This is a genomic window from Pseudomonas sp. HOU2 (assembly GCF_040729435.1).
GTDB lineage: Bacteria > Pseudomonadota > Gammaproteobacteria > Pseudomonadales > Pseudomonadaceae > Aquipseudomonas.
Genome location: NZ_CP160398.1, coordinates 5,293,883 through 5,319,078 on the forward strand (window position 1 = coordinate 5,293,883; position 25,196 = coordinate 5,319,078).

The window sequence follows — 25,196 nt, forward strand, 5'->3', positions numbered from 1 at the left end:
TCCCTCGCCACAAAAAGTTATAGGTTTTGCAGGGTGTCGAGGAGGATTCTTACCTTGGTAATCGACTCCTGATACTCCGCCTGCCAGTCCGAGTCGGCCACGATCCCGCCGCCGCCCCAGCAACACACCTGCCCATCCTTGACCAACAGACTGCGAATTGCGATGGAGCTGTCCATCTCGCCGCGCACATCCAGATACAGCAACGAACCGCAATACAAACCGCGCCGCGTCGGCTCCAGTTCGTCAATGATCTGCATCGCGCGGATCTTCGGGGCGCCCGTGATCGAGCCACCGGGGAAGCTGCCAGCAATCAGGTCGAGGGCGTCGCGGTCATCCGCCAGTTCACCGGTCACGCTGCTGACCAGGTGATGCACGTTGGGATAACTTTCCAGACTGAACAGCTCCGGCACCCGTACCGAGCCGATGCGGCAGGTGCGGCCGAGGTCGTTGCGCAGCAGGTCGACGATCATCAGGTTTTCCGCGCGATCCTTGGGGCTGGCCAGCAGTTCGGCGGCGTTGGCGGCGTCTTCGGCAGGTGTCAGGCCACGCGGGCGGGTGCCTTTGATCGGGCGGGTTTCCACCTGACGCTGGCTGACTTTGACGAAGCGCTCCGGCGACAGGCTCAGCACCGCGTCGCCGTCGGGCAGGCTCTGAAAACCGGAAAACGGTGTCGGACAGGCCTCGCGCAACGCGCAATAGGCCAGCCACGGGTCACCCTGACAGGTTGCGCGGAAGCGCTGGGCGAAGTTGACCTGATAGCAGTCGCCGGCCTGGATGTATTGATGAATGCGTTCCAGCGCCTGGCGATAGTTGTCCGGCGACAGGTCGGCGGTCATCGGCGTGTCCAGCTTGAACGGCGTCAGTGGCGCTGAAGCCGGTTGGCTGAACAGCGCGATCAGCCGTTGCCGCTCGCTGTCGGCCAGCGACGGGTGAAACACCAGTTGGCTGGTGGCGCTCTGGTGATCGCTGATCAGCGCCCAGTCGTACAGGCCGAACCGCGCGTCGGGCAATTGCAGATCGTCCCGGGCCTGGCTCGGCAGGTGTTCCAGATGCCGGCCAAAGTCGTAACTCAGATAGCCGATCAGGCCGCCGGCGAAGGGCAGGTCATAGCCCGCAGGCAACTGTGCTTCGCCCAGGCGGGTCAGATTTTCCCGCAGGCGTTGCAGGAAAACGCTACCGCTTTCATCAGGCAACACCGCCAGGTGTTCCAGCGGCCAGGCGCTGAGCAGGTCGTAACGGCCACGGTCGGCACTCGGTCGGCCGCTGTCGAGCAGCACGGCACCGGGCGCATGGCGGATGGCCGCGAAGTAGTCGGCGGGGTTGGCGCGGTAGGGCAGCGGGTGTACGGAACAGGTCAACATGGGCGGGGCAGATCGGCCATTGAGGCGGGGTGGGGATTGTAGTCCTCTCGGCTGCCAGATCAAAATCAAAAGCTACCCCCTCACCCCAGCCCTCTCCCCCAAGGGGGCGAGGGGGAAAGGGGGAAGATCTTCATGCTTTTCAAGATCCGAGTTCGGTTCGATATCTCAAGGGGGCGAGGGGGAAAGGGGGCGGATCTTCATGCTTTTCAAGTTCTGAGTTCGACTCGAACTTGCAGGTCGATGTACTTCGAGCATCCAACACGGTCAGTCCCCTCTCCCTCCGGGAGAGGGCTAGGGTGAGGGGCTCTTCAGCTTTTCAGCTTCAGCCCTCGACCGCCGGAATATGCCCAAACATTTCCTGAGTGAACGCCACCCGTTCCTCAACCGACTCGCTCACCCCAAGCGCCTTCAGCTCTTCCAGATGCGCTTCGACCGCATGCGTACGCTGGGTCAGCCCGCAATCGTTGGCAATCTGGATATTCAGCCCCGGCCGCGCATTCAGCTCGAGAATCAGCGGACCTTTTTCCTGATCCAGCACCATGTCCACACCGATATAACCCAGCCCGCACAACTCATAGCAGCCAGCGGCAAGTTTCATGAAACCGTCCCAGTAGGGCAGTTGCACGCCATCCACCGCGTTGGTGGTGTCGGGATGCTTGGTGATGATGTTGTTCAGCCAGGTGCCACGCAGGGTCAGGCCGGTAGCGAGATCAACACCCACGCCGATGGCGCCCTGGTGCAGGTTGGCCTTGCCGCCGGACTGGCGGGTCGGCAGGCGCAACATCGCCATCACCGGGTAACCCATCAGCACGATGATGCGGATGTCCGGCACGCCTTCGTAGCTGATGCTCTTGAAGATCTGGTCCGGGGTCACCCGGTATTCGATCAGCGCGCGGTCGCGGTGGCCGCCCAGCGAATACAGGCCGGTGAGGATGCTGGAAATGTGGTGCTCCAGCTCTTCGTGGGCGAGGATCTTGCCCGAGACTGTGCGATAGCGGCCCTCGAAGCGGTCGGCGATGACGATGATGCCGTCACCGCCAGCACCCTGGGCCGGTTTGATCACGAAATCGTTACGCCCGCCGATGATCGCGTCGAGCTTGTCGATTTCCTTCTCCGTGGAGATCACGCCGTACAGCTCCGGCACATGAATGCCGGCCTCGATGGCGCGCTCCTTGGTGATGATCTTGTCATCGACGATCGGGTACAGGCTGCGCTTGTTGTACTTGAGCACGTAGTCGGCGTTACGCCGATTGATGCCCATGATGCCCCGCGCTTCCAGAGCCTTCCAGGTCTTCCAGAAACCGAACATCAGGCGTCAGCCTTCTTCAGGAAAGCCTTGAAACGTACCAGTTCGGTCAGGCGGTAGCCGCGATAGCGACCCATCGCCAGCATGAAACCGACCAGAATCAGCAGGATCGCCGGGAAGGTGAATACGAAGTAAACCAGCTCCGGCACAGTCATGATCAGGTGCGCCAGCGACGCCGCGAACAGCGTGCCGATCGCCACTTTCATGGCATGGCTGGCGCCGCGTTCTTCCCAGGTGATCGACAGGCGTTCGATGGTCATGGTCAGAATCACCATCGGGAACAGCGCCACCGACAGACCGCGCTCCAGACCCAGCTTGTGGCTGAACAGGCTGATGGCGGCAATCAGCACCACCACGAAGGTCAACACCACCGACAGGCGCGGCAGCATCTGCAGCTTCAAATGTTCCAGATACGAACGTAAAGACAGGCCCAGCGCGGTGATCACGGTAAACAGCAGGATGCCGAAGCCCAGTTGCGTTTCGCGGAAGGCCAAGGCGATCAGCACCGGGGTAAAGGTGCCGAGGGTCTGCAGGCCGATCAGGTTGCGCAGGATCAGGATCACCAGCACGCCGATCGGGATCATCACCATGATCATGAACGTCTGCTGGGTCTGCAGCGGCAGGCCGTACAGCGAGTATTCGAGGAAGTTGGCGTCGGTGTTTTCGTCGGTCAGCTTGGCCAGACGAATCGCGTTCATCTCGCTGTTGTTCAGGCTGAAGGTCACGTTGGCTTTCTTCGCGCCCTCGATGGTGATCAGGTTTTCATCACCGGTCCACCACAGCAGGCGGTCGGTCGGCAGGCCTTGCTCGCCGGTTTCCGGGTTGAAGTACAGCCAGTCGTTGCCGTTGAAACTGCGCAGCCACAGTTCCGGGGTTTGCGGTTGATCGGCGACGAGGCGGATGGTGTGGACTTTTTCTACCGGCACGTGAGCGATGGACAGCAGCAGTTCGACGATCTTCGCCTTGTGCGGTGTCGACGGGTCGCCTGCCAGCAGCAGTTTGACGTTGTCGTCGTTGGCGTTGTTGACGCGTTTGATCGCTTCGCCGATGAAGGTCTCGACGTCGGCCGAGTGCTGGCGGATCGGCGCGAGCAGAGCTTCGGCGGCGATTTTTTCCGGGCCTTCGATGGCGATGCTGTCGCGGAAGGTCGGGCCTTTGATCTTGGATTTTTCCGCGGTGTAGCGCTTGGTCAGCACCAGACGGTAATAAAGGGTCTGGTTGCCCTTGGCCCGGCGCGCCGACCAGGTGACCTTGCGGTTGCCGTCGACGCGGTTGACTGCCACGCCGTAGTTATTGGAGATAAAGCTTTCGTTGAGGCTGACGTAATCGCGGCTCAGCGGTGGCACGAACATCTGGACCTTCACCGGGTCCTTGGTGCTGGCGACGAACTCGACTTTGGCGTCGATGTTCCACAAGTCGTCGGTGGCGTCTTCGGTCACCGGGATGCCGAGTACGAAAATCTGATAGGCCGTAACCGAAACGCCCAGGAGCACCAGAATGGTGATCAGGATTTTCAGGTGGAAGGTTAGAGAACGCATGGAAATTACTCGGCGGTATGAGCGGCGATGGTGCAGGCAGGTTTGCCGGCAGCGTATTTAAGACTGGGGTCGACCAGCGCGTCGAAGCGTTTCAAGGCTTCGGAGCCGATCAAAAGCGGGTATTGGAACGCACTTCGGTCGGTCAGGTTCACTTCGATGCTGCGCAGCGCCGTGCCCATGCAGATATCCAGCTCGATCACCGGGCGCGCGGTGTACTTTTTACCTTCTTCCGGGTCGTAGTCGCCGGCGCGGCGTTTGATCTTGCTGACCCGGGCCAGCGGCCGCTCGATCGGGTGCGAATGCGCCGCGTCGATCGCCAGGTAGAAACGCACCCAGGACTCGCCGTTGCGTTTGAAGCGTTTGATATCGCGGGCGCTCAGCGAGGCGGTTTTGGCGCCGGTGTCGAGCTTGGCCGCGACTTGCAGATTGATGCCGTCAAGCGCTGCATATTCGTTGAGGCCGTACACGGTTTTTTCCCCCGCGGCAGCGAGGCCGGGCAGGCAAAACAGCGCAAAAAATGTGGGGAAGGGCTTGAGTCTCATAAATCCTGGTGCGCAGCGTTCCGTTTTCGGTTCAGGTTCCTGGCAATACTGCGCAAGCTCCTTCGTGTGCCTATCAGCTTTTTATGACAAGCCGTACAAATGGCCAGCAAATGCGGGCGGCATTCTAGCACGGTGGTTTTATGGCGCCAGCGCTCGCGCCGGTCTATAAACAGATCAAAAGATCGCAGCCTGCGGCAGCTCCTACATTGATTCCTGTAGGAGCTGCCGCAGGCTGCGATCTTTTCGGGTTATTAGACGATTGTCGACAATATCCATTTATCCTTTGACTGATGCCGGCTAATTGGCTAGTTTTTGCCGCATTGGATTTAAAGGTGTCGACAATCATGCTGGATCAACTCGATCCCCCGGTCATCAGCGGCGACGATTCCGAAACACTCTCGGAAAACGTCTTCCGGCGCATCCAGGCGGCCATCGTCAAAGGCGAGATCGCCCCGGGCAGCAAGATCTCCGAGCCCGAGCTGGCGCGCACTTATGGCATCAGTCGCGGGCCGCTGCGCGAGGCCATCCATCGGCTCGAAGGCCAACGCTTGCTGGTGCGCGTACCGCATGTCGGCGCGCGGGTGGTGTCGCTCAGCCACGCCGAATTGCTCGAACTCTACGAAATCCGTGAATCCCTCGAAGGCATGGCCTGCCGGCTCGCGGCCGAACGCATGAGCGTCGAAGACATCGACGAACTGCGTCGGGTGCTGGAAACCCATGAGCGCGACGCGGCGTTTCAGGCCGGGGTCGGCTACTACCAGCAGGAAGGCGATTTCGACTTTCATTACCGGATCATCCAGGGCAGCGGCAACCGCACGCTGACGCAGATGCTTTGCGGCGAGCTGTACCAACTGGTGCGCATGTACCGCATCCAGTTTTCCACCACGCCCAACCGCCCGCGTCAGGCCTTCGCCGAACACCACCGGATTCTCGATGCCATCGCCGACCGTGACGGCGAACTCGCGGAATTGTTGATGCGCCGCCACATCGGCGCCTCGAAACGCAACATCGCCCGTCATTACCAGGACGGCGCCGACAATAAGACAGCCACTGAACGAGGTGAGTCATGAGTTCCAAGCAGAACACTCCAGGCCAGCGTTTCCGCGATGCGGTCGCCAGCGAGCATCCATTGCAGGTGGTCGGCGCGATCAACGCCAACCACGCGCTGCTGGCCAAGCGCGCCGGGTTCAAGGCGATCTACCTGTCCGGTGGCGGGGTGGCCGCAGGCTCGCTCGGCGTGCCGGATCTGGGCATCACCGGCCTGGATGACGTGCTCACCGACGTGCGGCGCATCACCGACGTCTGCGACCTGCCGCTGCTGGTGGATGTCGACACCGGTTTCGGTTCGTCGGCGTTCAACGTGGCGCGCACCGTGAAGTCGATGATCAAGTTCGGCGCCGCGGCAATTCACATTGAGGATCAGGTCGGCGCCAAGCGCTGCGGCCACCGTCCGAACAAGGAAATCGTCAGCCAGCAGGAAATGGTCGACCGCATCAAGGCCGCGGTCGATGCGCGCACCGACGACAGCTTCGTGATCATGGCGCGTACCGATGCGCTGGCGGTTGAAGGTCTGGAGTCGGCACTGGATCGCGCCGCCGCGTGCATCGAGGCCGGCGCCGACATGATCTTCCCGGAAGCCATCACCGAGCTTGAGATGTACAAGCTGTTCGCCAATCGGGTGAAGGCGCCGATCCTCGCCAACATCACCGAGTTCGGCTCCACCCCGCTGTACACCACCGAGCAACTGGCCGGCGCCGACGTGTCGCTGGTGCTGTACCCGCTGTCGGCGTTCCGCGCGATGAACAAGGCAGCGGAAAACGTCTACACCGCGATCCGCCGCGACGGCACCCAGCAGAATGTCATCGACACCATGCAGACGCGCATGGAGCTTTACGATCGCATCGACTACCACACGTTCGAGCAGAAGCTTGATGCGTTGTTTGCCGCTAAAAAATAAAGATCAAAAGATCGCAGCCTTCGGCAGCTCCTACATCAACCGCATTTCCCTGTAGGAGCTGACGAGTGCAACGAGGCTGCGATCTTTTGCCAACAACACCGTAATTGCAGATTCCCTAACAAATTCAAGATTGGAGACAGCAATGGCCGAAGCAAAAGTACTCAGTGGCGCCGGGCTCCGGGGCCAAGTTGCCGGGCAAACCGCATTGTCCACCGTGGGCCAGGCCGGTGCCGGGCTGACTTATCGCGGTTACGACGTGCGTGAACTGGCAGCAGACGCACAATTTGAAGAAGTGGCATACCTGCTGCTGTACGGCGAACTGCCGACCCAGGCGCAACTCGACGCTTACCAGCAAAAGCTGAGCAAGCTGCGCGACCTGCCGCAGGCACTGAAAGAAGTCCTGGAACGCATCCCCGCCGACGCTCACCCGATGGACGTGATGCGCACCGGTTGCTCGTTCCTCGGCAACCTCGAGCCGGAGAAAGACTTCTCCGAACAACGCGACAAGACCGACCGCTTGCTCGCCGCATTCCCGGCGATCATGTGCTACTGGTATCGCTTCAGCCACGACGGCAAGCGCATCAACTGCGTCAGCGACGAGCCGACCATCGGCGGTCACTTCCTGCACCTGCTGCACGACAAGAAGCCGAGCGAACTGCACGTCAAAGTGATGAACGTGTCGCTGATCCTTTACGCCGAGCACGAATTCAACGCCTCGACCTTTACCGCTCGCGTTTGCGCGTCGACCCTGTCCGACCTGTATTCCTGCGTCACCGCCGCGATCGGTTCGTTGCGGGGCCCGCTGCACGGCGGTGCCAACGAGGCGGCGATGGAAATGATCGAGCGCTTCTCGTCGCCGGAAGAGGCGATCAAAGGCACCCTCGGCATGCTCGAACGCAAGGACAAGATCATGGGCTTCGGCCACGCGATCTATAAGGACAGCGATCCGCGCAACGAGGTGATCAAGGGCTGGTCGAAAAAACTTGCCGACGAAGTCGGTGACAAGGTGTTGTTCCCGGTTTCCGAAGCCATCGACAAGACCATGTGGGAGCAGAAAAAACTGTTCCCCAACGCCGACTTCTATCATGCCTCGGCGTACCACTTCATGGGCATCCCGACCAAGCTGTTCACGCCGATCTTCGTCTGCTCGCGCCTGACCGGCTGGGCCGCGCACGTGTTCGAACAACGCGCCAACAACCGCATCATCCGTCCAAGCGCCGAGTACATCGGCGTCGAACAGCGCAAGTTCGTGCCAATCGAACGTCGCTGAATGGGGAGGGCCGAACACGGATCTTGAACTGCAACGAAATCCCTGTGGGAGCTGGCTTGCCAGCGATAGCGTTAGGTCAGTCAGCATCTATGTCGGATGTTACTCCGTCATCGCTGGCAAGCCAGCTCCCACAGGGTTCAGTGTGAATTTCAGGGTTGATGTCCGGCCCCTCCCTTTGAAACTACCGTGACCCGAGTCCTGACCCGATGAACACAGCATTCCGCAAAAACCTGCCCGGCAGTTCCCTGGATTATTTCGACGTCCGTGCGGCGGTCGAGGCGATTCAGCCCGGCAGCTACGACACCCTGCCGTACACCTCCCGCGTGCTGGCGGAAAACCTCGTGCGTCGCTGCGACCCGGCCACGCTTACCGATTCGCTGAAGCAACTGATCGAGCGCAAACGTGACCTCGACTTCCCATGGTTCCCGGCGCGTGTGGTGTGCCACGACATTCTTGGCCAGACCGCACTGGTCGACCTCGCCGGCCTGCGTGACGCGATCGCCCAGCAAGGCGGCGATCCGGCGCAAGTCAACCCGGTGGTGCCGACGCAACTGATCGTTGACCACTCGCTGGCGGTGGAGGCGGGCGGTTTTGACCCGCAGGCATTCGAGAAAAACCGCGCCATCGAAGACCGGCGCAACGAAGACCGTTTCCACTTCATCAACTGGACCAAAAAGGCCTTCAAGAACGTCGACGTGATCCCGCCGGGCAACGGCATCATGCACCAGATCAACCTGGAGAAAATGTCCCCGGTGATTCAGGTGCGCGACGGCGTGGCGTTCCCCGACACCTGCGTCGGCACCGACAGCCACACCCCGCACGTCGATGCGCTGGGCGTGATCGCCATCGGCGTTGGCGGTCTCGAAGCCGAGAGCGTGATGCTCGGTCGCGCCTCGTGGATGCGCCTGCCGGAAAGCGTCGGCGTCGAACTGACGGGCAATCTGCAGCCGGGCATCACCGCCACCGACATGGTGCTGGCGCTGACCGAATACCTGCGCAAACAGAAAGTCGTCGGTGCCTGGCTGGAGTTCTTCGGCGAAGGCGCGTCCGCGCTGACCCTCGGTGACCGCGCGACCATCTCCAACATGGCCCCGGAATACGGCGCCACCGCGGCGATGTTCTACATCGACCAGCAGACCATCGACTACCTGAAACTCACCGGTCGCGAAGACCAGCAAGTGCAACTGGTCGAGCAGTACGCCAAACTCAACGGCCTGTGGGCCGACAGCCTGAAGGGCGCGCAATACGAGCGTGGCCTGACGTTCGACTTGTCGTCCGTGGTGCGCAACATGGCCGGCCCGAGCAACCCGCACGCCCGCGTGGCGGTGGCGGATCTGGCGGCCAAAGGCATCTCCGGGCAGTGGGATGACGTGCCGGGGCAAATGCCTGACGGCGCGGTGATCATCGCGGCCATCACCAGCTGCACCAACACCAGCAACCCGCGCAACGTGATCGCCGCCGGTCTGCTGGCGCGCAACGCCAACAAGCTCGGCCTGACCCGCAAGCCGTGGGTCAAATCCTCGCTGGCACCGGGTTCGAAAACCGTGGCGCTGTACCTCGATGAAGCGGGGCTGACCACGGAGCTGGAGCAACTCGGTTTCGGCGTCGTCGCGTTTGCCTGCACCACTTGCAACGGCATGTCCGGCGCCCTCGATCCGGTGATCCAGCAAGAGATCATCGACCGCGATCTGTATGCGACGGCCGTGCTTTCCGGTAACCGCAACTTTGACGGGCGCATTCACCCGTACGCCAAACAGGCGTTCCTCGCGTCGCCGCCGCTGGTGGTCGCTTACGCCATCGCCGGGACCATCCGTTTCGACATCGAGAAAGATGTGCTGGGCGTGGTCGACGGCAAGGAAATCCGCCTGAAAGACATCTGGCCGAGCGACGAAGAAATCGACGCCGTGGTGAAGTCGTCGGTCAAGCCGGAGCAGTTCCGTCAGGTCTACATTCCGATGTTCGCCATCCACGAAGACACCGGCCCGAAAGTCACGCCGCTGTACGACTGGCGCGAGATGAGCACCTACATTCGGCGTCCGCCGTACTGGGAAGGTGCGCTGGCCGGTGCGCGGCCGCTGAAGGGCATGCGCCCGCTGGCGGTGCTGCCGGACAACATCACCACCGATCACCTGTCACCCTCCAACGCGATCATGCTCGACAGCGCCGCCGGCGAATACCTGGCGAAAATGGGCCTGCCGGAAGAGGACTTCAACTCCTACGCCACGCACCGCGGCGACCACTTGACCGCGCAGCGTGCGACCTTCGCCAACCCGAAACTGTTCAACGAAATGGTTCAGGAAAACGGCAAGGTCAAACAGGGGGCGCTGGCGCGGGTCGAGCCGGAAGGCAAGGTCATGCGCATGTGGGAAGCCATTGAAACCTACATGGAGCGCAAGCAGCCGCTGATCATCATCGCCGGTGCCGATTACGGTCAGGGTTCGTCCCGCGACTGGGCGGCCAAGGGCGTGCGTCTGGCGGGTGTGGAGGCGATCGTCGCCGAAGGTTTCGAGCGCATCCACCGCACCAACCTGGTGGGCATGGGCGTATTGCCGCTGGAGTTCAAACCGGGCACCGACCGTCACACGCTGGCCATCGACGGCAGCGAAACCTACGACGTGATCGGCGCCCGCACTCCGCGCGCCGACCTGACGCTGGTGATCCATCGCAAGTCCGGCGAGCGCGTTGAAGTGCCGGTGACCTGCCGTCTGGACACCGCTGAAGAGGTGTCGATCTACGAGGCTGGCGGCGTGTTGCAGCGCTTCGCCCAGGACTTCCTCGAAGAGTCGGCGGTTGCCGTTTAAATCACGTAGTGCGAGCGCGGGTCGGTTGACCCGCGTTTGCTGTTAAGGAGCAACCATGGCTCACACACCACAGATCAAAATCCCCGCCACCTACATGCGTGGCGGTACCAGCAAAGGCGTGTTCTTCAGCCTCAAGGATCTGCCCGAAGCCGCGCAGATTCCCGGCCCGGCCCGCGATGCCTTGCTGTTGCGGGTGATCGGCAGCCCCGACCCGTACGACAAGCAGATCGACGGCATGGGCGGCGCCACGTCGAGCACCAGCAAAACAGTAATCCTGTCGAAAAGCATCAAGGCTGATCACGACGTCGATTACCTGTTCGGTCAGGTGTCGATCGATAAACCGTTCGTCGACTGGAGCGGCAACTGCGGCAACCTCTCGGCGGCGGTCGGTTCGTTCGCCATCAGCAACGGTCTGGTGGAGGCCAGCCGCATCCCGCACAACGGCGTGGCGGTGGTGCGCGTGTGGCAGGCCAACATTGGCAAGACCATCATCGCCCACGTGCCGATCACCAATGGCGAAGTGCAGGAAACCGGTGATTTCGAACTCGATGGCGTGACCTTTCCGGCCGCCGAAGTGCAGGTCGAATTCATCGATCCGGCGGCGGAAGAAGAAGGCGGCGGCGGTTCGATGTTCCCCACCGGCAACCTGATCGATCAGCTTGAGGTGCCGGGTGTCGGCACGTTCCAGGCGACCATGATCAATGCCGGGATCCCGACGATTTTTGTCAACGCCGCAGACATCGGCTACACCGGCACCGAGCTGCAAAGCGCGATCAACAGCGACCCGCAAGCCCTGCAGATGTTCGAAACCATCCGCGCCTACGGTGCGTTGCGCATGGGCCTGATTTCCAGTCTGGACGAAGCGGCCAAGCGACAGCACACGCCGAAAGTCGCGTTCGTCGCCAAGCCTGCGGATTACATCGCGTCCAGCGGCAAGGCGATTGCCGCCGCTGATGTGGATCTGCTGGTGCGTGCGTTGTCGATGGGCAAATTGCACCACGCGATGATGGGCACGGCGGCGGTGGCAATCGGCACGGCGGCAGCGATTTCCGGGACTCTGGTGAATCTCGCTGCGGGCGGTGTCGAGCGCAATGCCGTGCGCTTCGGCCATCCCTCCGGAACCTTGCGCGTGGGTGCCGAAGCCAGCCTGGAAAACGGTGAGTGGGTGGTGAAAAAGGCCATCATGAGCCGCAGTGCGCGGGTGCTGATGGAAGGCTACGTGCGCATCCCCCGCGACGCCTTCTGACCCAACACATAACCCCTGTAGGAGCTGCCGAAGGCTGCGATCTTTTGATCTTGTTTTTCAAGATCAAGATCAAGATCAAGATCAAAGGATCGCAGCCTGCGGCAGCTCCTACAGGGATTGCATTTCAATAATAAAAATTTGCCAGCCTGAACCGAGGTCCCATCAACGAACCACTGCAAGAGTGAATCGAACATGAGCGCCAACGTCGACCAGAACAACCGCCCCGACTACGACCGTGTCCTGCAGGACATCGCCGATTACGTCCTCACCTTCAACGTCGAATCTGCCGAAGCCCTCGACACCGCCCGCAACTGCCTGATGGACACCTTGGGCTGTGGTCTGCTGGCGCTGCGTTTTCCCGAATGCACCAAACACCTCGGACCCATCGTCGAGGGCACCGTGGTGCCGTTCGGCGCACGGGTGCCGGGCACCTCCTATCGCCTCGACCCGGTGAAAGCCGCGTGGGACATCGGCTGCATCGTGCGCTGGCTCGATTACAACGACACCTGGCTTGCCGCCGAATGGGGGCATCCGTCGGACAACCTCGGTGCGATTCTCGCGGTGGCCGATCACCTGTCGCAGAAACGCATCGCCAACGCTGAGGCGCCGCTGACAGTGCGTGACGTGCTCGAAGCGATGATCATGGCCCACGAGATCCAAGGCGTGATCGCTCTGGAAAACTCGTTCAACCGCGTCGGCCTCGACCACGTTCTGCTGGTGAAAGTCGCTTCGACCGCCGTCACAGCCAAACTGATGGGCGCCAATCGCGAGCAACTGCTGTCGGCGTTGTCCCATGCGTTTGCCGATGGTCAGGCGCTGCGCACTTATCGCCATGCGCCGAATGCCGGGTCACGCAAATCCTGGGCGGCGGGGGACGCGACCAGTCGTGGCGTGCGTCTGGCCGACATCGCCCTGCGCGGCGAGATGGGCATCCCCGGCGTGCTGACGGCAAAGCAATGGGGCTTCTATGACGTGTCGTTCAGCCACACCAACAACGATCTGGCGCTCAAGCCCGAAGGCAAACGTGCCTTCAGTTTCTCGCGGCCCTACGGCAGTTACGTGATGGAAAACGTGCTGTTCAAGATCAGCTTCCCCGCCGAATTCCATGCGCAGACGGCCTGCGAAGCAGCGGTGACCTTGCATCCGTTGGTGCGCAACCGCTTGCATGAGATCGATCGCATCGTCATCACCACCCATGAGTCGGCGATTCGCATCATTTCCAAGGTCGGGCCGCTGGCCAACGCCGCCGACCGCGATCACTGCCTCCAGTACATGACCGCCGTGCCGCTGGCGTTCGGCAATCTGCTGGCCGAACAATACGAGGACGACTTCCACGCCGCGCACCCGATCATCGATGTGCTGCGCGAGAAGATGGTCATCGTCGAAGACCCGCGTTTCACCCGCGAGTATCTGGAGGCCGACAAGCGCTCGATTGCCAACGCGGTGCAGGTGTTTTTCAAGGACGGTTCCAGCACCGAGAACGTCGTGGTCGAATACCCGATCGGCCACCGTCGCCGCCGCGCCGAGGGCATCCCGTTGCTGGAGGACAAGTTCAAGGCCAACCTGGCGACGCGTTTCACTGGCCAGCGCAGCAACCAGATCTTCACCCTGTGCAAGGATCAGCAAGCGCTCGAAGCCACGCCGGTCAATCGCTTCGTCGATCTGTTGGTGATTTAGACCAGTCATTCAGGCCGTTTCAAAACGCAGGATCACGCGCCGGTGGGTCCTGCTCTTCTTCTCGATCTTTTCGCAATACACCCGGCCGATTTCCCGGGTGTTGTGCACGTGGGTGCCGCCACAGGGCTGGATGTCGACGCCAGTGACCTCGACCATGCGCAAGTCACCCTGAATGGCCGGCGGCTTGACCGTCTTGCTGGCGGTTTTCTCCAGCAGCGTGGGGTATTCCGAGGCCGGCATCGACAGCACATTGACCGTGCACGCTTGCTCGATCAACGCGTTGAGGTCGCGGGTGATGCTGTCCTTGTCGAGGGTCATCTCCGGCAGATCGAAATCCAGTCGGCCCTTGTCGGCGCTGATGCTGCACCCGGTGACTGGCGCATTGATCAGCGCACCCAGCAGATGCAGGCAGGTGTGCATCTTCATGTGCTGATAGCGCCGCTCCCAGTCGAGGCTGGCGTTGACCAGTGCACCGGTACACAACTGCGGCGGACACTCCTGCACCTGGTGCCAGATGATCGACGGCAGCAGGGGATCGCGCAGCGTTCCGGTGACCTCGATCCGCGTGCCATCCACCAGACAGAAGTGCCCGGTGTCGCCGGGCTGCCCGCCGCCGGCGGGATAGAACAGCGTGTGCTCCAGCACCACGGCCTGATCGACCACCGCGATGATCCGGGCACCAAAGGCGCGCCGGTAGGGTTCGCTGTTAAACAGGCTGAGGGTTTCCATGGTGTGTACCGACATTTGAACCTCCGATGTTCAAAGTTGAGTGGTGTGTGATCCCTTGTGCGCACGTCGGGTCGTTGGCTTTCAGCGTTTGAGCGGTAGCTTGGTAATTGCAAAACCGGCGAGCAGGATCGCCGAGTACAGCATCAGGTCGCGGGAGATCGGCGTGCCTTCGTACCAGGCGCCGATGAGCAGGGCGAACACCGGGAAGATGATGAAGATGAACGACAGCAGCACCGGGCTCAGGCGTTTGAGCAGGATGAAATACACGATAAAGCCGCCCACTGACGCCACCAGTCCGAGGTACAGCAGAGCGCCCCATGAGCGGGCTCTCACGTCGTGGAATACCGGCGCTTCCAGGTTCAAACCGACAATAAATAACGTCAGCCCGGCGATGCCGATCGGCAGGGTGTTGTAGGTGATCACGCTGATCGCGCTGCCGTGCTTTTTGGTCACCACGTAGCACAGCGCATGCAGGATCGCTGCGCACAGAATGGCCAATACGCCGAGCCATTCCGCCTGATCCAGATGCAGGCCCTGGCTGCGAATGATCATGAACAGGCTGGCAAAACCGATGGCGATACCGAGCATCTGCGTGGGGAGGATTTTCTCGCGCAGAAACAGCGCGGAAAACATCAGGATAAACACCGGCATGCAGCTGAACAGCAGCGCGGTCAGGCCTGAGGAAACGTGCATCTCGCCGTAGTTGAGCAGGTAGTACGGCAGACTGAAGTACGACAGCGTGACGAACACAAAAAACCAGCGGCTCTGGCGTGGGAACAGCAGTGGCTCCTTGCGCAGCACGGCGAAGCTCAGGAACAGCGGAAAGGCGATCAGAAAACGCAGACCCGCAGCAGTCAGTGGCGGCACGCTTTCCACGGCAATCCTGATCCCCAGCCACGTGGTGCCCCAGCTCAGGCAGACGATCAGAAATAACGTGCTGGTGAGCAATCCGGCGAGCCACGGCTTGCTGGCGTTCAACGGTGCGCTGATGGCAGTCGACATGCTGGTTGCTCCGCATTGACCTGGTGATTGAAAGGGGCTATCCCTGATTGCACCTGTTTTCAGCACGCTATTCGGGGCGACAATGACTGTCAAAGTAAGTATTGCCATGGTGTCAATCCTGCGCGACGGCCTCGCCAACGGTGTCGGCGTGAAGTACAAGCGTCTGGCAGATGCGGTGGAGCATGCGATTGCTGAAGGCGTGATCGCTGCCGGCGCGAAGCTGCCGCCTCACCGGTTGTTGGCCGACAGCCTGGGGGTAACCATCGGTACCATCAGTCGCGCGTATGGCGAGCTGGAGCGGGTTGGTCGGGTCGTGGCGCGAGTCGGCGATGGCACCTACGTGCGTGAGCGCGGGATGGAGCGGCCGCAGGACAAGGGCTTTCGCAATGTCAGTGAGGAGCCGCGCGCCTGTTTCGACATGAGCCGCAATCAGCCGATACCCGGGCAGGAAGCGCTGTTCATGAGCCAGACATTGCACAGCCTCGGCAGCGATCCGCACGGCTTGCAACAGTTGACCGGCTACACCGTCGAAAGCGGTTTGCTGCGGCATCGGCAGGCGGGCGCGCGCTGGTTGAGCCATGGCGCGTTTCAGCCGCCGGCCGATCAGGTGTTGTGCGTCAACGGCGGCCAGCATGGCTTGCTGTGCGCCTTGATGGGCCTGCTCAAGGCCGGCGACACGCTGGTCACCGAGCATCTGACTTACCCGGGACTGATCAGCGTTGCGCGCCAGTTGGGGATCAAACTCATCGGGGTCGCGATGGATGATGAAGGGCTGCTGCCGGCGGCATTGGAAGAGGTCTGTCGGCAGCATCGCGTCTCGGCGTTGTACTGCACACCGACGATTCAGAACCCGACCGCCGCAGTCATGTCGGTGCCCCGGCGTGAGGCGATTGCCGAGATCTGTCGTCAACACAATCTGCTGATTTTCGAAGACGACGCGCATGCGGTGCTGGCCCGCGAGCGGCCATTGCCGCTGAGCCATTTCGCCGCCGAGCGCGCGGTGTTGATCGGCAGTCTGAGCAAGGCGGTTTCAGCCGGCCTGCGGGTCGGTTATCTGCATGCACCGCAAGCGCTGATCGGGCGCCTGAGTGCGGCCATTCGCGGCACCTGCTGGATGGCCAATCCGCTGGCGATGGAGTTGGCGAGCCGCTGGATCGACAACGGCATGGCCGAGCGTTTGCTGGATGAGCAGATCAGCGAAATCGGCCGGCGCAAGACCTTGGTCGCGCCGGTGTTGGCGGGGCTGAATTACAAGGCGGATGCGCACAGTCCGCACTTCTGGATCGAGGTACCACAGTTGTGGCGGGCCTCGCAGATCGCTGCGGAACTCAAGGAAAACAATTACCTGGTGGCCACCGCCGAGGCCTTTGCGGTCGGGCATGCGGCGGTGCCGCAGTTCATTCGGGCGAGTGTATGCAATGCGGTGGGGGATGATCGGTTGTTGCTGTCCGGGTTCGAGGCCCTGGCAAACGCCCTGATACAACATCATCCCCTGTAGGAGCTGCCGCAGGCTGCGATCTTTTGCTCTCGCTGTTAACGATCAAAATCAAAAGATCGCAGCCTGCGGCAGCTCCTACAGTGGATGAGTTTTGTTATTTGAAACGCCGCTCCACGCCTTTTTCCACCAGAATTTTCGCCGAGATCTCCTCCACCGAAAAATGCGTGGAATTGATGTGCGGGATGTTCTCGCGGCGGAACAGGTTTTCCACTTCGCGCACTTCGAATTCGCACTGGGCATAGCTCGAATAACGGCTGTTGGGTTTGCGCTCGTTGCGGATCGCGGTGAGGCGGTCGGGGTCGATGGTCAGGCCGAACAGCTTGTGCTGATGGGCGCGCAGGGCGGTCGGCAGGGTCAGGCGCTCCATGTCGTCTTCGGTCAGCGGGTAGTTGGCCGCACGGATACCGAACTGCATCGCCATGTACAGACACGTCGGCGTCTTACCACAACGCGACACGCCCACTAGTATCAGGTCCGCCTTGTCGTAATAGTGGGTGCGCGCGCCGTCATCGTTGTCGAGGGCGAAGTTCACCGCCTCGATGCGCTCCATGTAATTGGAGTTGTGCCCGATCGAATGCGACTTGCCGACGGTGTAGGAAGAATGTTCGGTCAGTTCCTGTTCGAGCGGGGCGAGGAAGGTCGAGAAGATGTCGATCATGAAACCATTGGACGTTGCGAGAATCTCACGGATGTCCTGATTGACGATGGTGTCGAAGATGATCGGACGGAAGCCGTCGGTTTCGGCGGCTTTGTTGATTTGTTGTACCATGGCCCGCGCTTTGTCCGCGTTGTCGATATACGGCCGCGTGAGCTTGGTGAAGGTAATGTTTTCGAACTGCGCCAGAAGGCTTTGACCCAGGGTTTCGGCAGTAATGCCGGTGCCATCGGAGATAAAGAAAGCAGATCGTTTCATTTGCACCTTGGGCCTTAAGCTAAAGAGTATTTCTGGATATGATAGGCGCGATTTGCCGGCCGCCATTGGCCCGCATTCTCACTTATTTTCCAGGTCCAGGCCATACAGCCGGCCCACGCTCCCCCGAGCAGCCGGTTTCTGAGCTTTTCCAACACAGTTAGTGGAGAGATCACCTTGGTAGAGTACGTAGTTTCCCTCGATAAGCTCGGCAAACACGATGTTGAGCATGTGGGGGGCAAGAACGCATCCCTGGGCGAGATGATCAGCAACCTGGCGGGTGCCGGTGTGTCGGTCCCCGGCGGCTTTGCCACCACCGCGCAGGCCTATCGCGACTTTCTCGAACTGAGCGGCCTCAACGACCAGATCCACAAGGCTCTCGACGCCCTGGACGTCGATGACGTCAACGCGCTGGCCAAGACCGGCGCGCAGATCCGTCAATGGATCATGGACGCCGAATTCCCTGAAAAACTGAATACCGAGATCCGCACCGCGTTCGCCGCGCTGTCGGCCGGCAACCCTGACGTGGCCGTGGCCGTGCGTTCTTCCGCCACCGCCGAAGACTTGCCGGACGCATCGTTTGCCGGCCAGCAGGAAACCTTCCTGAACATCCGTGGTGTGGAAAACGTTATCCGCGCCGCCAAAGAGGTGTTCGCTTCGCTGTTCAACGACCGTGCAATTTCCTACCGCGTGCACCAGGGCTTCGATCACAAACTGGTCGCCCTGTCCGCGGGCGTGCAGCGCATGGTGCGTTCGGAAACCGGCACTGCCGGCGTGATGTTCACCCTCGATACCGAATCCGGTTTCCGTGACGTGGTGTTCATCACCGGCGCCTACGGCCTGGGCGAAACCGTCGTACAAGGCGCGGTCAACCCCGACGAATTCTACGTGCACAAAGGCACCCTGGATGCCGGTCGCCCGGCGATCCTGCGCCGCAACCTCGGCAGCAAAGCGATCAAGATGATCTACGGCGACGAGGCCAAGGCCGGTCGTTCGGTGAAAACTGTCGATGTCGACAAGGCCGAACGCGCGCGTTTCTGCCTGACCGACGCCGAGGTCAGCGAGCTGGCCAAGCAGGCGATGATCATCGAGAAGCACTACGGCTGCCCGATGGACATCGAGTGGGCCAAGGACGGTGACGACGGCAAGCTGTACATCGTGCAGGCCCGCCCGGAAACCGTGAAAAGCCGCACCCAGGCCAACGTCATGGAACGTTACCTGTTGAAAGAAACCGGCACCGTGCTGGTGGAAGGTCGTGCCATCGGCCAGCGCATCGGCGCCGGTAAAGTGCGGATCATCAAGGACGTCTCGGAAATGGACAAAGTCCAGGCCGGCGACGTGCTGGTTTCCGACATGACCGACCCGGACTGGGAACCGGTGATGAAACGCGCCAGCGCCATCGTCACCAACCGTGGCGGGCGTACCTGCCACGCGGCGATCATCGCCCGTGAACTGGGGATTCCAGCGGTCGTGGGTTGCGGCAACGCCACCCAACTGCTGAAGGATGGCCAGGGCGTGACCGTGTCCTGCGCCGAAGGCGACACCGGTTACATCTTCGAAGGCGAGCTGGGCTTCGACGTCAAGAAGAACTCCGTGGACGCCATGCCGGAGCTGCCGTTCAAGATCATGATGAACGTCGGCAATCCGGACCGCGCCTTCGACTTCGCCCAGCTGCCGAACGCCGGTGTCGGCCTGGCCCGTCTGGAATTCATCATCAACCGCATGATCGGCGTCCACCCGAAAGCGCTGCTGAACTACGACGGCCTGCCGCAGGAAATCAAGGACAGCGTCGACAAGCGCATCGCCGGTTACAACGATCCGGTCGGTTTCTACGTCGAAAAACTGGTAGAAGGCATCAGCACCCTCGCGGCAGCGTTCTGGCCGAAGAAGGTCATCGTGCGTCTGTCGGACTTCAAGTCCAACGAATACGCCAACCTGATCGGCGGCAAGCTGTACGAGCCGGAAGAAGAAAACCCGATGCTCGGCTTCCGTGGCGCTTCGCGTTACATCAGCGAATCGTTCCGTGACTGCTTCGAGCTCGAATGCCGCGCGCTGAAACGCGTGCGCAACGAGATGGGCCTGACCAACGTCGAAATCATGGTGCCGTTCGTCCGTACCCTGGGCGAAGCTAGCCAGGTGGTCGATCTGCTCGCTGAAAACGGCCTGGCCCGTGGCGACAACGGCCTGCGCGTGATCATGATGTGCGAACTGCCATCCAACGCGATTCTCGCTGAAGAATTCCTCGAATTCTTCGACGGTTTCTCGATCGGTTCCAACGACCTGACCCAGCTGACCCTGGGCCTGGACCGTGACTCCGGGATCATCGCGCACCTGTTCGACGAGCGTAATCCAGCGGTCAAGAAGCTGCTGGCGAATGCGATTGCCGCGTGCAACAAGGCCGGCAAGTACATCGGCATCTGCGGCCAAGGCCCTTCGGACCACCCGGATCTGGCCAAGTGGCTGATGGAACAGGGCATCGAAAGCGTGTCGCTGAACCCGGACTCCGTGCTGGAAACCTGGTTCTTCCTCGCGGAAGGTCAGGCGCAGGCTTGATCCATATGTGAACGGCCATCCTCCCCTGTGGGAGCGGGCTTGCTCGCGAAGACGGAATAAGATCCGCCACAAATGTTGGCTGATACACCGCTTTCGCGAGCAAGCCCGCTCCCACAAAGGTCGGGGGCTTTGAGATTGAAGTAGGGCGGGCTCCTGTAGATGCCGCCCTTTTTTGTGCAAGAGCATTATGCAAAGCAGCAGCAACCTGTTTCCTGTCGCTCTGATCAGCGCCGAACGTCGCGGTGATCTGAGCGAAGACGTGTATCGACTCAAACCCGGCAACAGCCCGGACTGGTCCGTGGAGATCGCCGTGACCCGTTTGGGCATGGCCGATGACACGGCACCTCGCGGTGTGCCGGTGATTTTGCTGCACGGCAGCTTTTCCAACCGGCGCTTCTGGTTTTCCCCCAAAGGCCTGGGACTGGGCGCGTACCTGACGCGTCTGGGCTTCGACGTGTGGATCCCGGAGATGCGCGGACACGGCCTGTCGCAGCGCAATGAGGACTACCGGCGCAACCGCGTGGCCGACTACGCCCGTTACGATCTGCCGGCGATTGCTGCATTCGTCCGCGAGCAGAGTGGGCAGGTGCCGCACTGGATCGGCCATTCACTGGGTGGCATCACCTTGGCAGCGGCGCTGGGTGGCGAATACCTTGGCGAACCGGCGGTGGCTTCTGCGGCGTTTTTCGGCACGCAAGTCAGCCGCACGTACTGGCCGCTGAAGATTCCACCGGTGGAGTGGAGCGGACGCTTCATTCTCAAGCGTTTCGCGCAATTGTCCGGCTCCCGCCTCAAGCGCGGTCCGGAAGACGAGCCGATCGGTCTGGCGCTGGAAAGCATGCGCTGGTACGGCTTGTTCGGGCGGTTTGGCGACAAGGACAAGGATTGGTGGGCAGGGCTTGCCGAGGTTCAGGTGCCGGTGCTGGCCGTAACGGCAGCGGGCGATCATCAGGATCCGGCGTGGGCCTGTCGCAAGCTGTTCGAGCAGATCGGCTCCGAGCACAAACAGTTCGTCAATCTGGGACGCGAGCATGGCTTCAGCGACAACTTCGGACATGTCGAGATGCTGGTGAGCAAAGCGGCGCAGGCCGAAGTCTGGCCGTTGGTGGCACGCTGGCTGAACGATCAGCAGACGCCGTTACTCGGCGACAAGCCCGATCTGGCCGCTGCGGTCTGAGCCGCAGTCTCTGAAAAGAGCATTTCGTTCAGGTCGGCTTGCGGCTAAGATATGACGCATTGTGCGGTTCTGGTCATATTTAGTGGCTGTTTAGCTATTACGTTTCAGCGTTTGTTCAGGTTCGTTCAGCGACCATTGCATGAACTAAGGTAAACAGCGACCGCCGGGACTCGTTTCAAAAGAGTGCGACATCCTTGATCGTCTTCCTTTTTACAGGAGTTTTTCGATGAACCATTACCTCACGCCTGACCTGTGCGACGCCTATCCGGAGCTGGTGCAGGTGCTGGAACCGATGTTCAGCAATTTCGGCGGCCGTGATTCCTTCGGCGGCGAAATCGTGACCATCAAATGTTTCGAAGATAACTCGCTGGTCAAGGAGCAAGCCGAACTCAAGGGTAACGGCAAGGTGCTGGTGGTCGATGGCGGCGGTTCGCTGCGTCGCGCGTTGCTGGGCGACATGATCGCCGAGAAAGCCGCGAAAAACGGTTGGGAAGGGATGGTCATCTACGGTTGCATCCGCGATGTCGACGTTATTGCCCAGACCGATCTCGGCGTTCAGGCGCTGGCCAGCCATCCGATGAAAACCGAAAAACGCGGCATCGGCGACCTCAACGTAGCGGTGACTTTCGCCGGCGTGACGTTCCACCCGGGCCAATACATTTATGCGGACAACAACGGCGTGATCGTTTCGCCGAGTCCGCTGAAAATGCCTGAATAAGCTTTCGACAAAGGGATGCGGATGTTCGAGGAAGAAAACGCGCAGTGGGGGCTGGTGCATGCCCTGGTGCTGGACGGAAAAGGTGGCGCGCGCGCGATTGCCCGGACTGACCTCGACGATCTGCAGCTGCAGGCCCATGAGAGCCTGTGGCTGCATTGGGATCGCAGCCATCCACAAACCCAGACCTGGCTGCGCAAATCCAGCGGCCTGAATGAATTTGCCTGCGACCTGCTGCTGGAAGAAAACACTCGACCGCGCCTGTTGCCGTTGCCGGACGCCGAGCTGCTGCTGTTTCTGCGCGGGGTCAATCTCAATCCCGGTGCCGAACCGGAAGACATGGTCTCGGTGCGGATTTTCGCTTCGGCGCAACGGGTCATCTCTCTGCGTTTGCGTCCGCTGCGCGCCACCGATGAACTGTTGGCGCTGTTGAGCGAAGGCAAAGGCCCGAAAACCTCCTCTGAACTGATCCTGTATCTGGCGCAATTCCTCACCAACAAGGTGCAGGATCTGGTCACGTGCCTGTCGGAACTGGTCGATGAAGAGGAAGAAAAACTGGATGCCGACGAACGGTATACCCCCGAGCATGGCTCGATTCTGCACATCCGGCGCAGGGCGGCCGGACTGAAGCGTTTTCTGGCACCGCAGCGGGACATTTTCGGACAGCTCACGCGGATAAAACTGCCGTGGTTCGTCGACGATGACGCCGACTACTGGAACGAATTGAACAACAGCCTGACGCGCTACCTCGAAGAGCTGGAATTGACCCGAGAGCGCATGGGGCTTGTGCTGGAGGCTGAAGACCGGCGTTTGAACGTGCGCATGAATCGCACGATGTATCGCTTCGGCATCATCACCTGCATCTTTTTGCCGATGAGTTTTCTCACCGGCCTGTTGGGCATCAACGTGGGCGGCATTCCGTTCTCCAGCAGCCCCTATGGTTTCCTGATTGCCTGTCTGACGGTGCTGGCGATGGCCTTCGGTCAATGGTGGTTATTCCGCCGTTTGCGCTGGGTGTGAATATGCAACATGTGACCCGACCAAATTTGCCCGCGTCTTTCACAGACATCACGAGAGGTGCGTATGCACGATCCGTTTGAACAGTCTTTGCGCGACATGCTCAACGCCTCGCCGTCCAGCCGTGACGACGACGCATGCCTGGGTCGCGTACTCAAAACCGCCAACCGCCAAGTGGGCGCCGGTGATCTGTTCAGCCTGCTGGGCCGCTGGCTGCCCGCGCTGATGATCGCCCTGAATAACGGATCGGCCCACGTTTCGCCGGTTTCCCGTCTTCGTAAAACTACTGCACGCACTGCTGATAAGGCTGATTGAATATGGAACTTGATCTCTGGACTCAGAGCCTCGTCACTGCAATGACTGCGTTGTGGACCAAAGTCGCCAATTTCATCCCGAACCTGTTCGGCGCACTGGTAGTGCTGCTGTTGGGTTTCGTGGTGGCCAAGCTGCTCGATACCTTGCTGTCCAAATTGCTCGCCAAACTGGGCCTCGATCGCCTGATGGGCGGCACCGGGCTGACCAAGTTGATGTCGCGGGCCGGCCTGCAAGTGCCGATCTCGACCTTGATCGGCAAGATCGTCTACTGGTTCGTTCTGCTGATTTTTCTGGTTTCTGCAGCAGAGTCCCTTGGACTTGAGCGAGTTTCAGCTACGCTGGACATGCTGGCGTTGTATTTGCCGAAAGTTTTCGGCGCCGCGCTGGTGCTGCTGGTCGGTGTTTTGCTTGCGCAACTGGCCAACGGCCTGGTGCGCGGTGCGGCAGAAGGCGTAGGGCTGGACTACGCTTCAGGTTTGGGTCGAATTGCACAGGGGCTGGTGATCATCATCAGCATCTCGGTTGCGATCAGTCAGCTTGAGGTCAAGACTGACCTGCTGAACCATGTGATCGTCATCGTATTGATTACCGTTGGTCTGGCCGTTGCGCTGGCCATGGGTTTGGGAAGCCGGGAAATTGCCGGTCAGATTCTTGCGGGAATCTATGTGCGTGAGTTGTATCAGGTTGGGCAACAAGTGCGTGTTGGCGAGGTCGAAGGCCAGATCGAAGAGATCGGCACGGTTAAAACCACATTGCTGACCGATGAGGGTGAGCTAGTCTCACTTTCCAATCGGATCCTGCTGGAACAGCATGTGAGTAGCCGCTAACCCGGCAAACCCTGCTAATGTATGCCGCCGCAAAATGCCCTGAGAGGGGTGCGGCGGACATTGACCTGACTGTCGGCACGACTTGTTTTGAATAAAGCCCAAACGCTATCCACGCGCTATGACCCCCGTGAGCTCTCTGATGAGGAGTTGGTCGCGCGCTCGCATACCGAGCTGTTTCACGTGACGCGCGCCTATGAAGAGCTGATGCGGCGTTACCAGCGAACATTATTTAACGTTTGTGCGAGATATCTTGGGAACGATCGCGACGCAGACGATGTCTGTCAGGAAGTGATGCTTAAGGTGTTGTACGGCCTGAAGAACTTCGAGGGGAAATCGAAGTTCAAAACCTGGCTCTACAGCATCACGTATAACGAATGCATCACGCAGTATCGGAAGGAACGGCGAAAGCGTCGCTTGATGGACGCCTTGAGTCTGGACCCGCTGGAAGAAGCGTCGGAAGAAAAGGCGCCGAAACCCGAGGAGAAGGGCGGACTCGATCGCTGGCTGGTGTATGTGAACCCGATTGACCGTGAAATTCTGGTGCTACGATTTGTCGCAGAGCTTGAATTTCAGGAGATCGCAGACATCATGCACATGGGTTTGAGTGCGACAAAAATGCGGTACAAACGTGCTCTAGACAAATTGCGTGAGAAATTTGCAGGCATTGCTGAAACTTAGTTCAGCGCAAATATCTCTTACGTGTAGGCAAGTTCTGATAGACTTGCCGCCGAGTTGTCCCCCGGTTTGCGGGACTG

21 protein-coding genes are annotated in these 25,196 nt (G+C 60.6%); 14 read left to right on the forward strand and 7 right to left on the reverse strand.

The features are described 5' to 3' along the window. Positions 1-17 precede the first annotated feature (17 nt). The 4 genes from pabB to ABV589_RS24070 form a co-directional block, all read right to left on the reverse strand. Complete coding sequence (gene pabB / locus ABV589_RS24055) at positions 18-1,361, reverse strand: aminodeoxychorismate synthase component I (protein ID WP_367083955.1); 1,344 nt, start codon at positions 1,359-1,361, stop codon at positions 18-20. A 322-nt stretch (positions 1,362-1,683) separates the two neighbouring features. Beyond that, the gene (locus ABV589_RS24060; protein ID WP_367083956.1) at positions 1,684-2,670 is read right to left on the reverse strand and encodes an alpha-L-glutamate ligase-like protein; all 987 of its coding nucleotides are present in this window, start codon (positions 2,668-2,670) and stop codon (positions 1,684-1,686) included. Continuing rightward, positions 2,670-4,205 carry an inactive transglutaminase family protein gene (locus tag ABV589_RS24065; protein ID WP_007960894.1) on the reverse strand — a complete coding sequence of 512 codons (1,536 nt, stop codon included), beginning with the start codon at positions 4,203-4,205 and terminating at the stop codon, positions 2,670-2,672. The genes ABV589_RS24060 and ABV589_RS24065 overlap by 1 nt, the downstream gene beginning before the upstream one ends. Before the next feature lie 5 nt (positions 4,206-4,210). Continuing rightward, the gene (locus ABV589_RS24070) at positions 4,211-4,747 is read right to left on the reverse strand and encodes an ATP-dependent zinc protease (protein ID WP_007960896.1); all 537 of its coding nucleotides are present in this window, start codon (positions 4,745-4,747) and stop codon (positions 4,211-4,213) included. Positions 4,748-5,094: 347 nt separating this feature from the next. Here ABV589_RS24070 and ABV589_RS24075 point away from each other — a divergent pair, with 347 nt between their 5' ends. The 6 genes from ABV589_RS24075 (at position 5,095) to prpD (ending at position 13,698) form a co-directional block, all read left to right on the forward strand. Continuing rightward, complete coding sequence (locus ABV589_RS24075) at positions 5,095-5,817, forward strand: GntR family transcriptional regulator (protein WP_174377155.1); 723 nt, start codon at positions 5,095-5,097, stop codon at positions 5,815-5,817. Further along, positions 5,814-6,704, forward strand: a complete 891-nt coding sequence (gene prpB / locus ABV589_RS24080; protein WP_083366502.1) for a methylisocitrate lyase — start codon at positions 5,814-5,816, stop codon at positions 6,702-6,704. Before ABV589_RS24075 ends, prpB begins: the two co-directional genes overlap by 4 nt. A gap of 142 nt (positions 6,705-6,846) precedes the next feature. Next, on the forward strand, positions 6,847-7,974 hold the full coding sequence (gene prpC / locus ABV589_RS24085) for a 2-methylcitrate synthase (RefSeq protein ID WP_003223270.1): 1,128 nt from the start codon (positions 6,847-6,849) through the stop codon (positions 7,972-7,974). 206 nt (positions 7,975-8,180) lie between these two features. Next, complete coding sequence (acnD, locus tag ABV589_RS24090; RefSeq protein WP_367083957.1) at positions 8,181-10,775, forward strand: Fe/S-dependent 2-methylisocitrate dehydratase AcnD; 2,595 nt, start codon at positions 8,181-8,183, stop codon at positions 10,773-10,775. A gap of 55 nt (positions 10,776-10,830) precedes the next feature. Continuing rightward, the gene (prpF, locus tag ABV589_RS24095) at positions 10,831-12,021 is read left to right on the forward strand and encodes a 2-methylaconitate cis-trans isomerase PrpF (RefSeq protein ID WP_367083958.1); all 1,191 of its coding nucleotides are present in this window, start codon (positions 10,831-10,833) and stop codon (positions 12,019-12,021) included. Positions 12,022-12,213: 192 nt separating this feature from the next. Then, entirely contained in the window at positions 12,214-13,698 is a 1,485-nt protein-coding gene (gene prpD, locus ABV589_RS24100; RefSeq protein ID WP_367083959.1) for a 2-methylcitrate dehydratase, read from the forward strand. Between the two features lie 9 nt (positions 13,699-13,707). Here prpD and ABV589_RS24105 read toward each other — a convergent pair whose 3' ends face one another. Continuing rightward, positions 13,708-14,442 (reverse strand): alanyl-tRNA editing protein, encoded by a 735-nt coding sequence (locus ABV589_RS24105; RefSeq protein ID WP_367083960.1) that lies wholly within the window; start codon positions 14,440-14,442, stop codon positions 13,708-13,710. Between the two features lie 66 nt (positions 14,443-14,508). Next, positions 14,509-15,429: an EamA family transporter gene (locus ABV589_RS24110; protein WP_367083961.1), complete on the reverse strand. Its 921-nt coding sequence runs from the start codon at positions 15,427-15,429 to the stop codon at positions 14,509-14,511. A gap of 82 nt (positions 15,430-15,511) precedes the next feature. Here ABV589_RS24110 and ABV589_RS24115 point away from each other — a divergent pair, with 82 nt between their 5' ends. Continuing rightward, on the forward strand, positions 15,512-16,927 hold the full coding sequence (locus ABV589_RS24115) for a PLP-dependent aminotransferase family protein (protein ID WP_367083962.1): 1,416 nt from the start codon (positions 15,512-15,514) through the stop codon (positions 16,925-16,927). A gap of 94 nt (positions 16,928-17,021) precedes the next feature. On the opposite strand, the gene ABV589_RS24120 is transcribed toward ABV589_RS24115, so the two are convergent. Next, positions 17,022-17,840, reverse strand: a complete 819-nt coding sequence (locus ABV589_RS24120) for a pyruvate, water dikinase regulatory protein (protein WP_007960912.1) — start codon at positions 17,838-17,840, stop codon at positions 17,022-17,024. 174 nt (positions 17,841-18,014) lie between these two features. On the opposite strand from ABV589_RS24120, the gene ppsA reads away from it, so the two are divergent. The 7 genes from ppsA (at position 18,015) to sigX (ending at position 25,119) form a co-directional block, all read left to right on the forward strand. Then, positions 18,015-20,390 carry a phosphoenolpyruvate synthase gene (gene ppsA / locus ABV589_RS24125; RefSeq protein ID WP_007960913.1) on the forward strand — a complete coding sequence of 792 codons (2,376 nt, stop codon included), beginning with the start codon at positions 18,015-18,017 and terminating at the stop codon, positions 20,388-20,390. 187 nt (positions 20,391-20,577) lie between these two features. Further along, on the forward strand, positions 20,578-21,567 hold the full coding sequence (locus tag ABV589_RS24130) for an alpha/beta fold hydrolase (protein WP_367083963.1): 990 nt from the start codon (positions 20,578-20,580) through the stop codon (positions 21,565-21,567). Between the two features lie 226 nt (positions 21,568-21,793). After that, positions 21,794-22,285 (forward strand): ribonuclease E activity regulator RraA, encoded by a 492-nt coding sequence (gene rraA / locus ABV589_RS24135; RefSeq protein WP_215501079.1) that lies wholly within the window; start codon positions 21,794-21,796, stop codon positions 22,283-22,285. Positions 22,286-22,306: 21 nt separating this feature from the next. Continuing rightward, positions 22,307-23,302, forward strand: a complete 996-nt coding sequence (locus tag ABV589_RS24140; RefSeq protein ID WP_183782180.1) for a zinc transporter ZntB — start codon at positions 22,307-22,309, stop codon at positions 23,300-23,302. Between the two features lie 63 nt (positions 23,303-23,365). Next, positions 23,366-23,614 (forward strand): hypothetical protein, encoded by a 249-nt coding sequence (locus ABV589_RS24145; RefSeq protein ID WP_003223293.1) that lies wholly within the window; start codon positions 23,366-23,368, stop codon positions 23,612-23,614. A 2-nt stretch (positions 23,615-23,616) separates the two neighbouring features. Then, positions 23,617-24,441 carry a mechanosensitive ion channel domain-containing protein gene (locus tag ABV589_RS24150; protein WP_007916401.1) on the forward strand — a complete coding sequence of 275 codons (825 nt, stop codon included), beginning with the start codon at positions 23,617-23,619 and terminating at the stop codon, positions 24,439-24,441. 87 nt (positions 24,442-24,528) lie between these two features. Beyond that, complete coding sequence (gene sigX, locus ABV589_RS24155; RefSeq protein WP_011333251.1) at positions 24,529-25,119, forward strand: RNA polymerase sigma factor SigX; 591 nt, start codon at positions 24,529-24,531, stop codon at positions 25,117-25,119. The last annotated feature ends 77 nt before the right edge of the window (positions 25,120-25,196 follow it).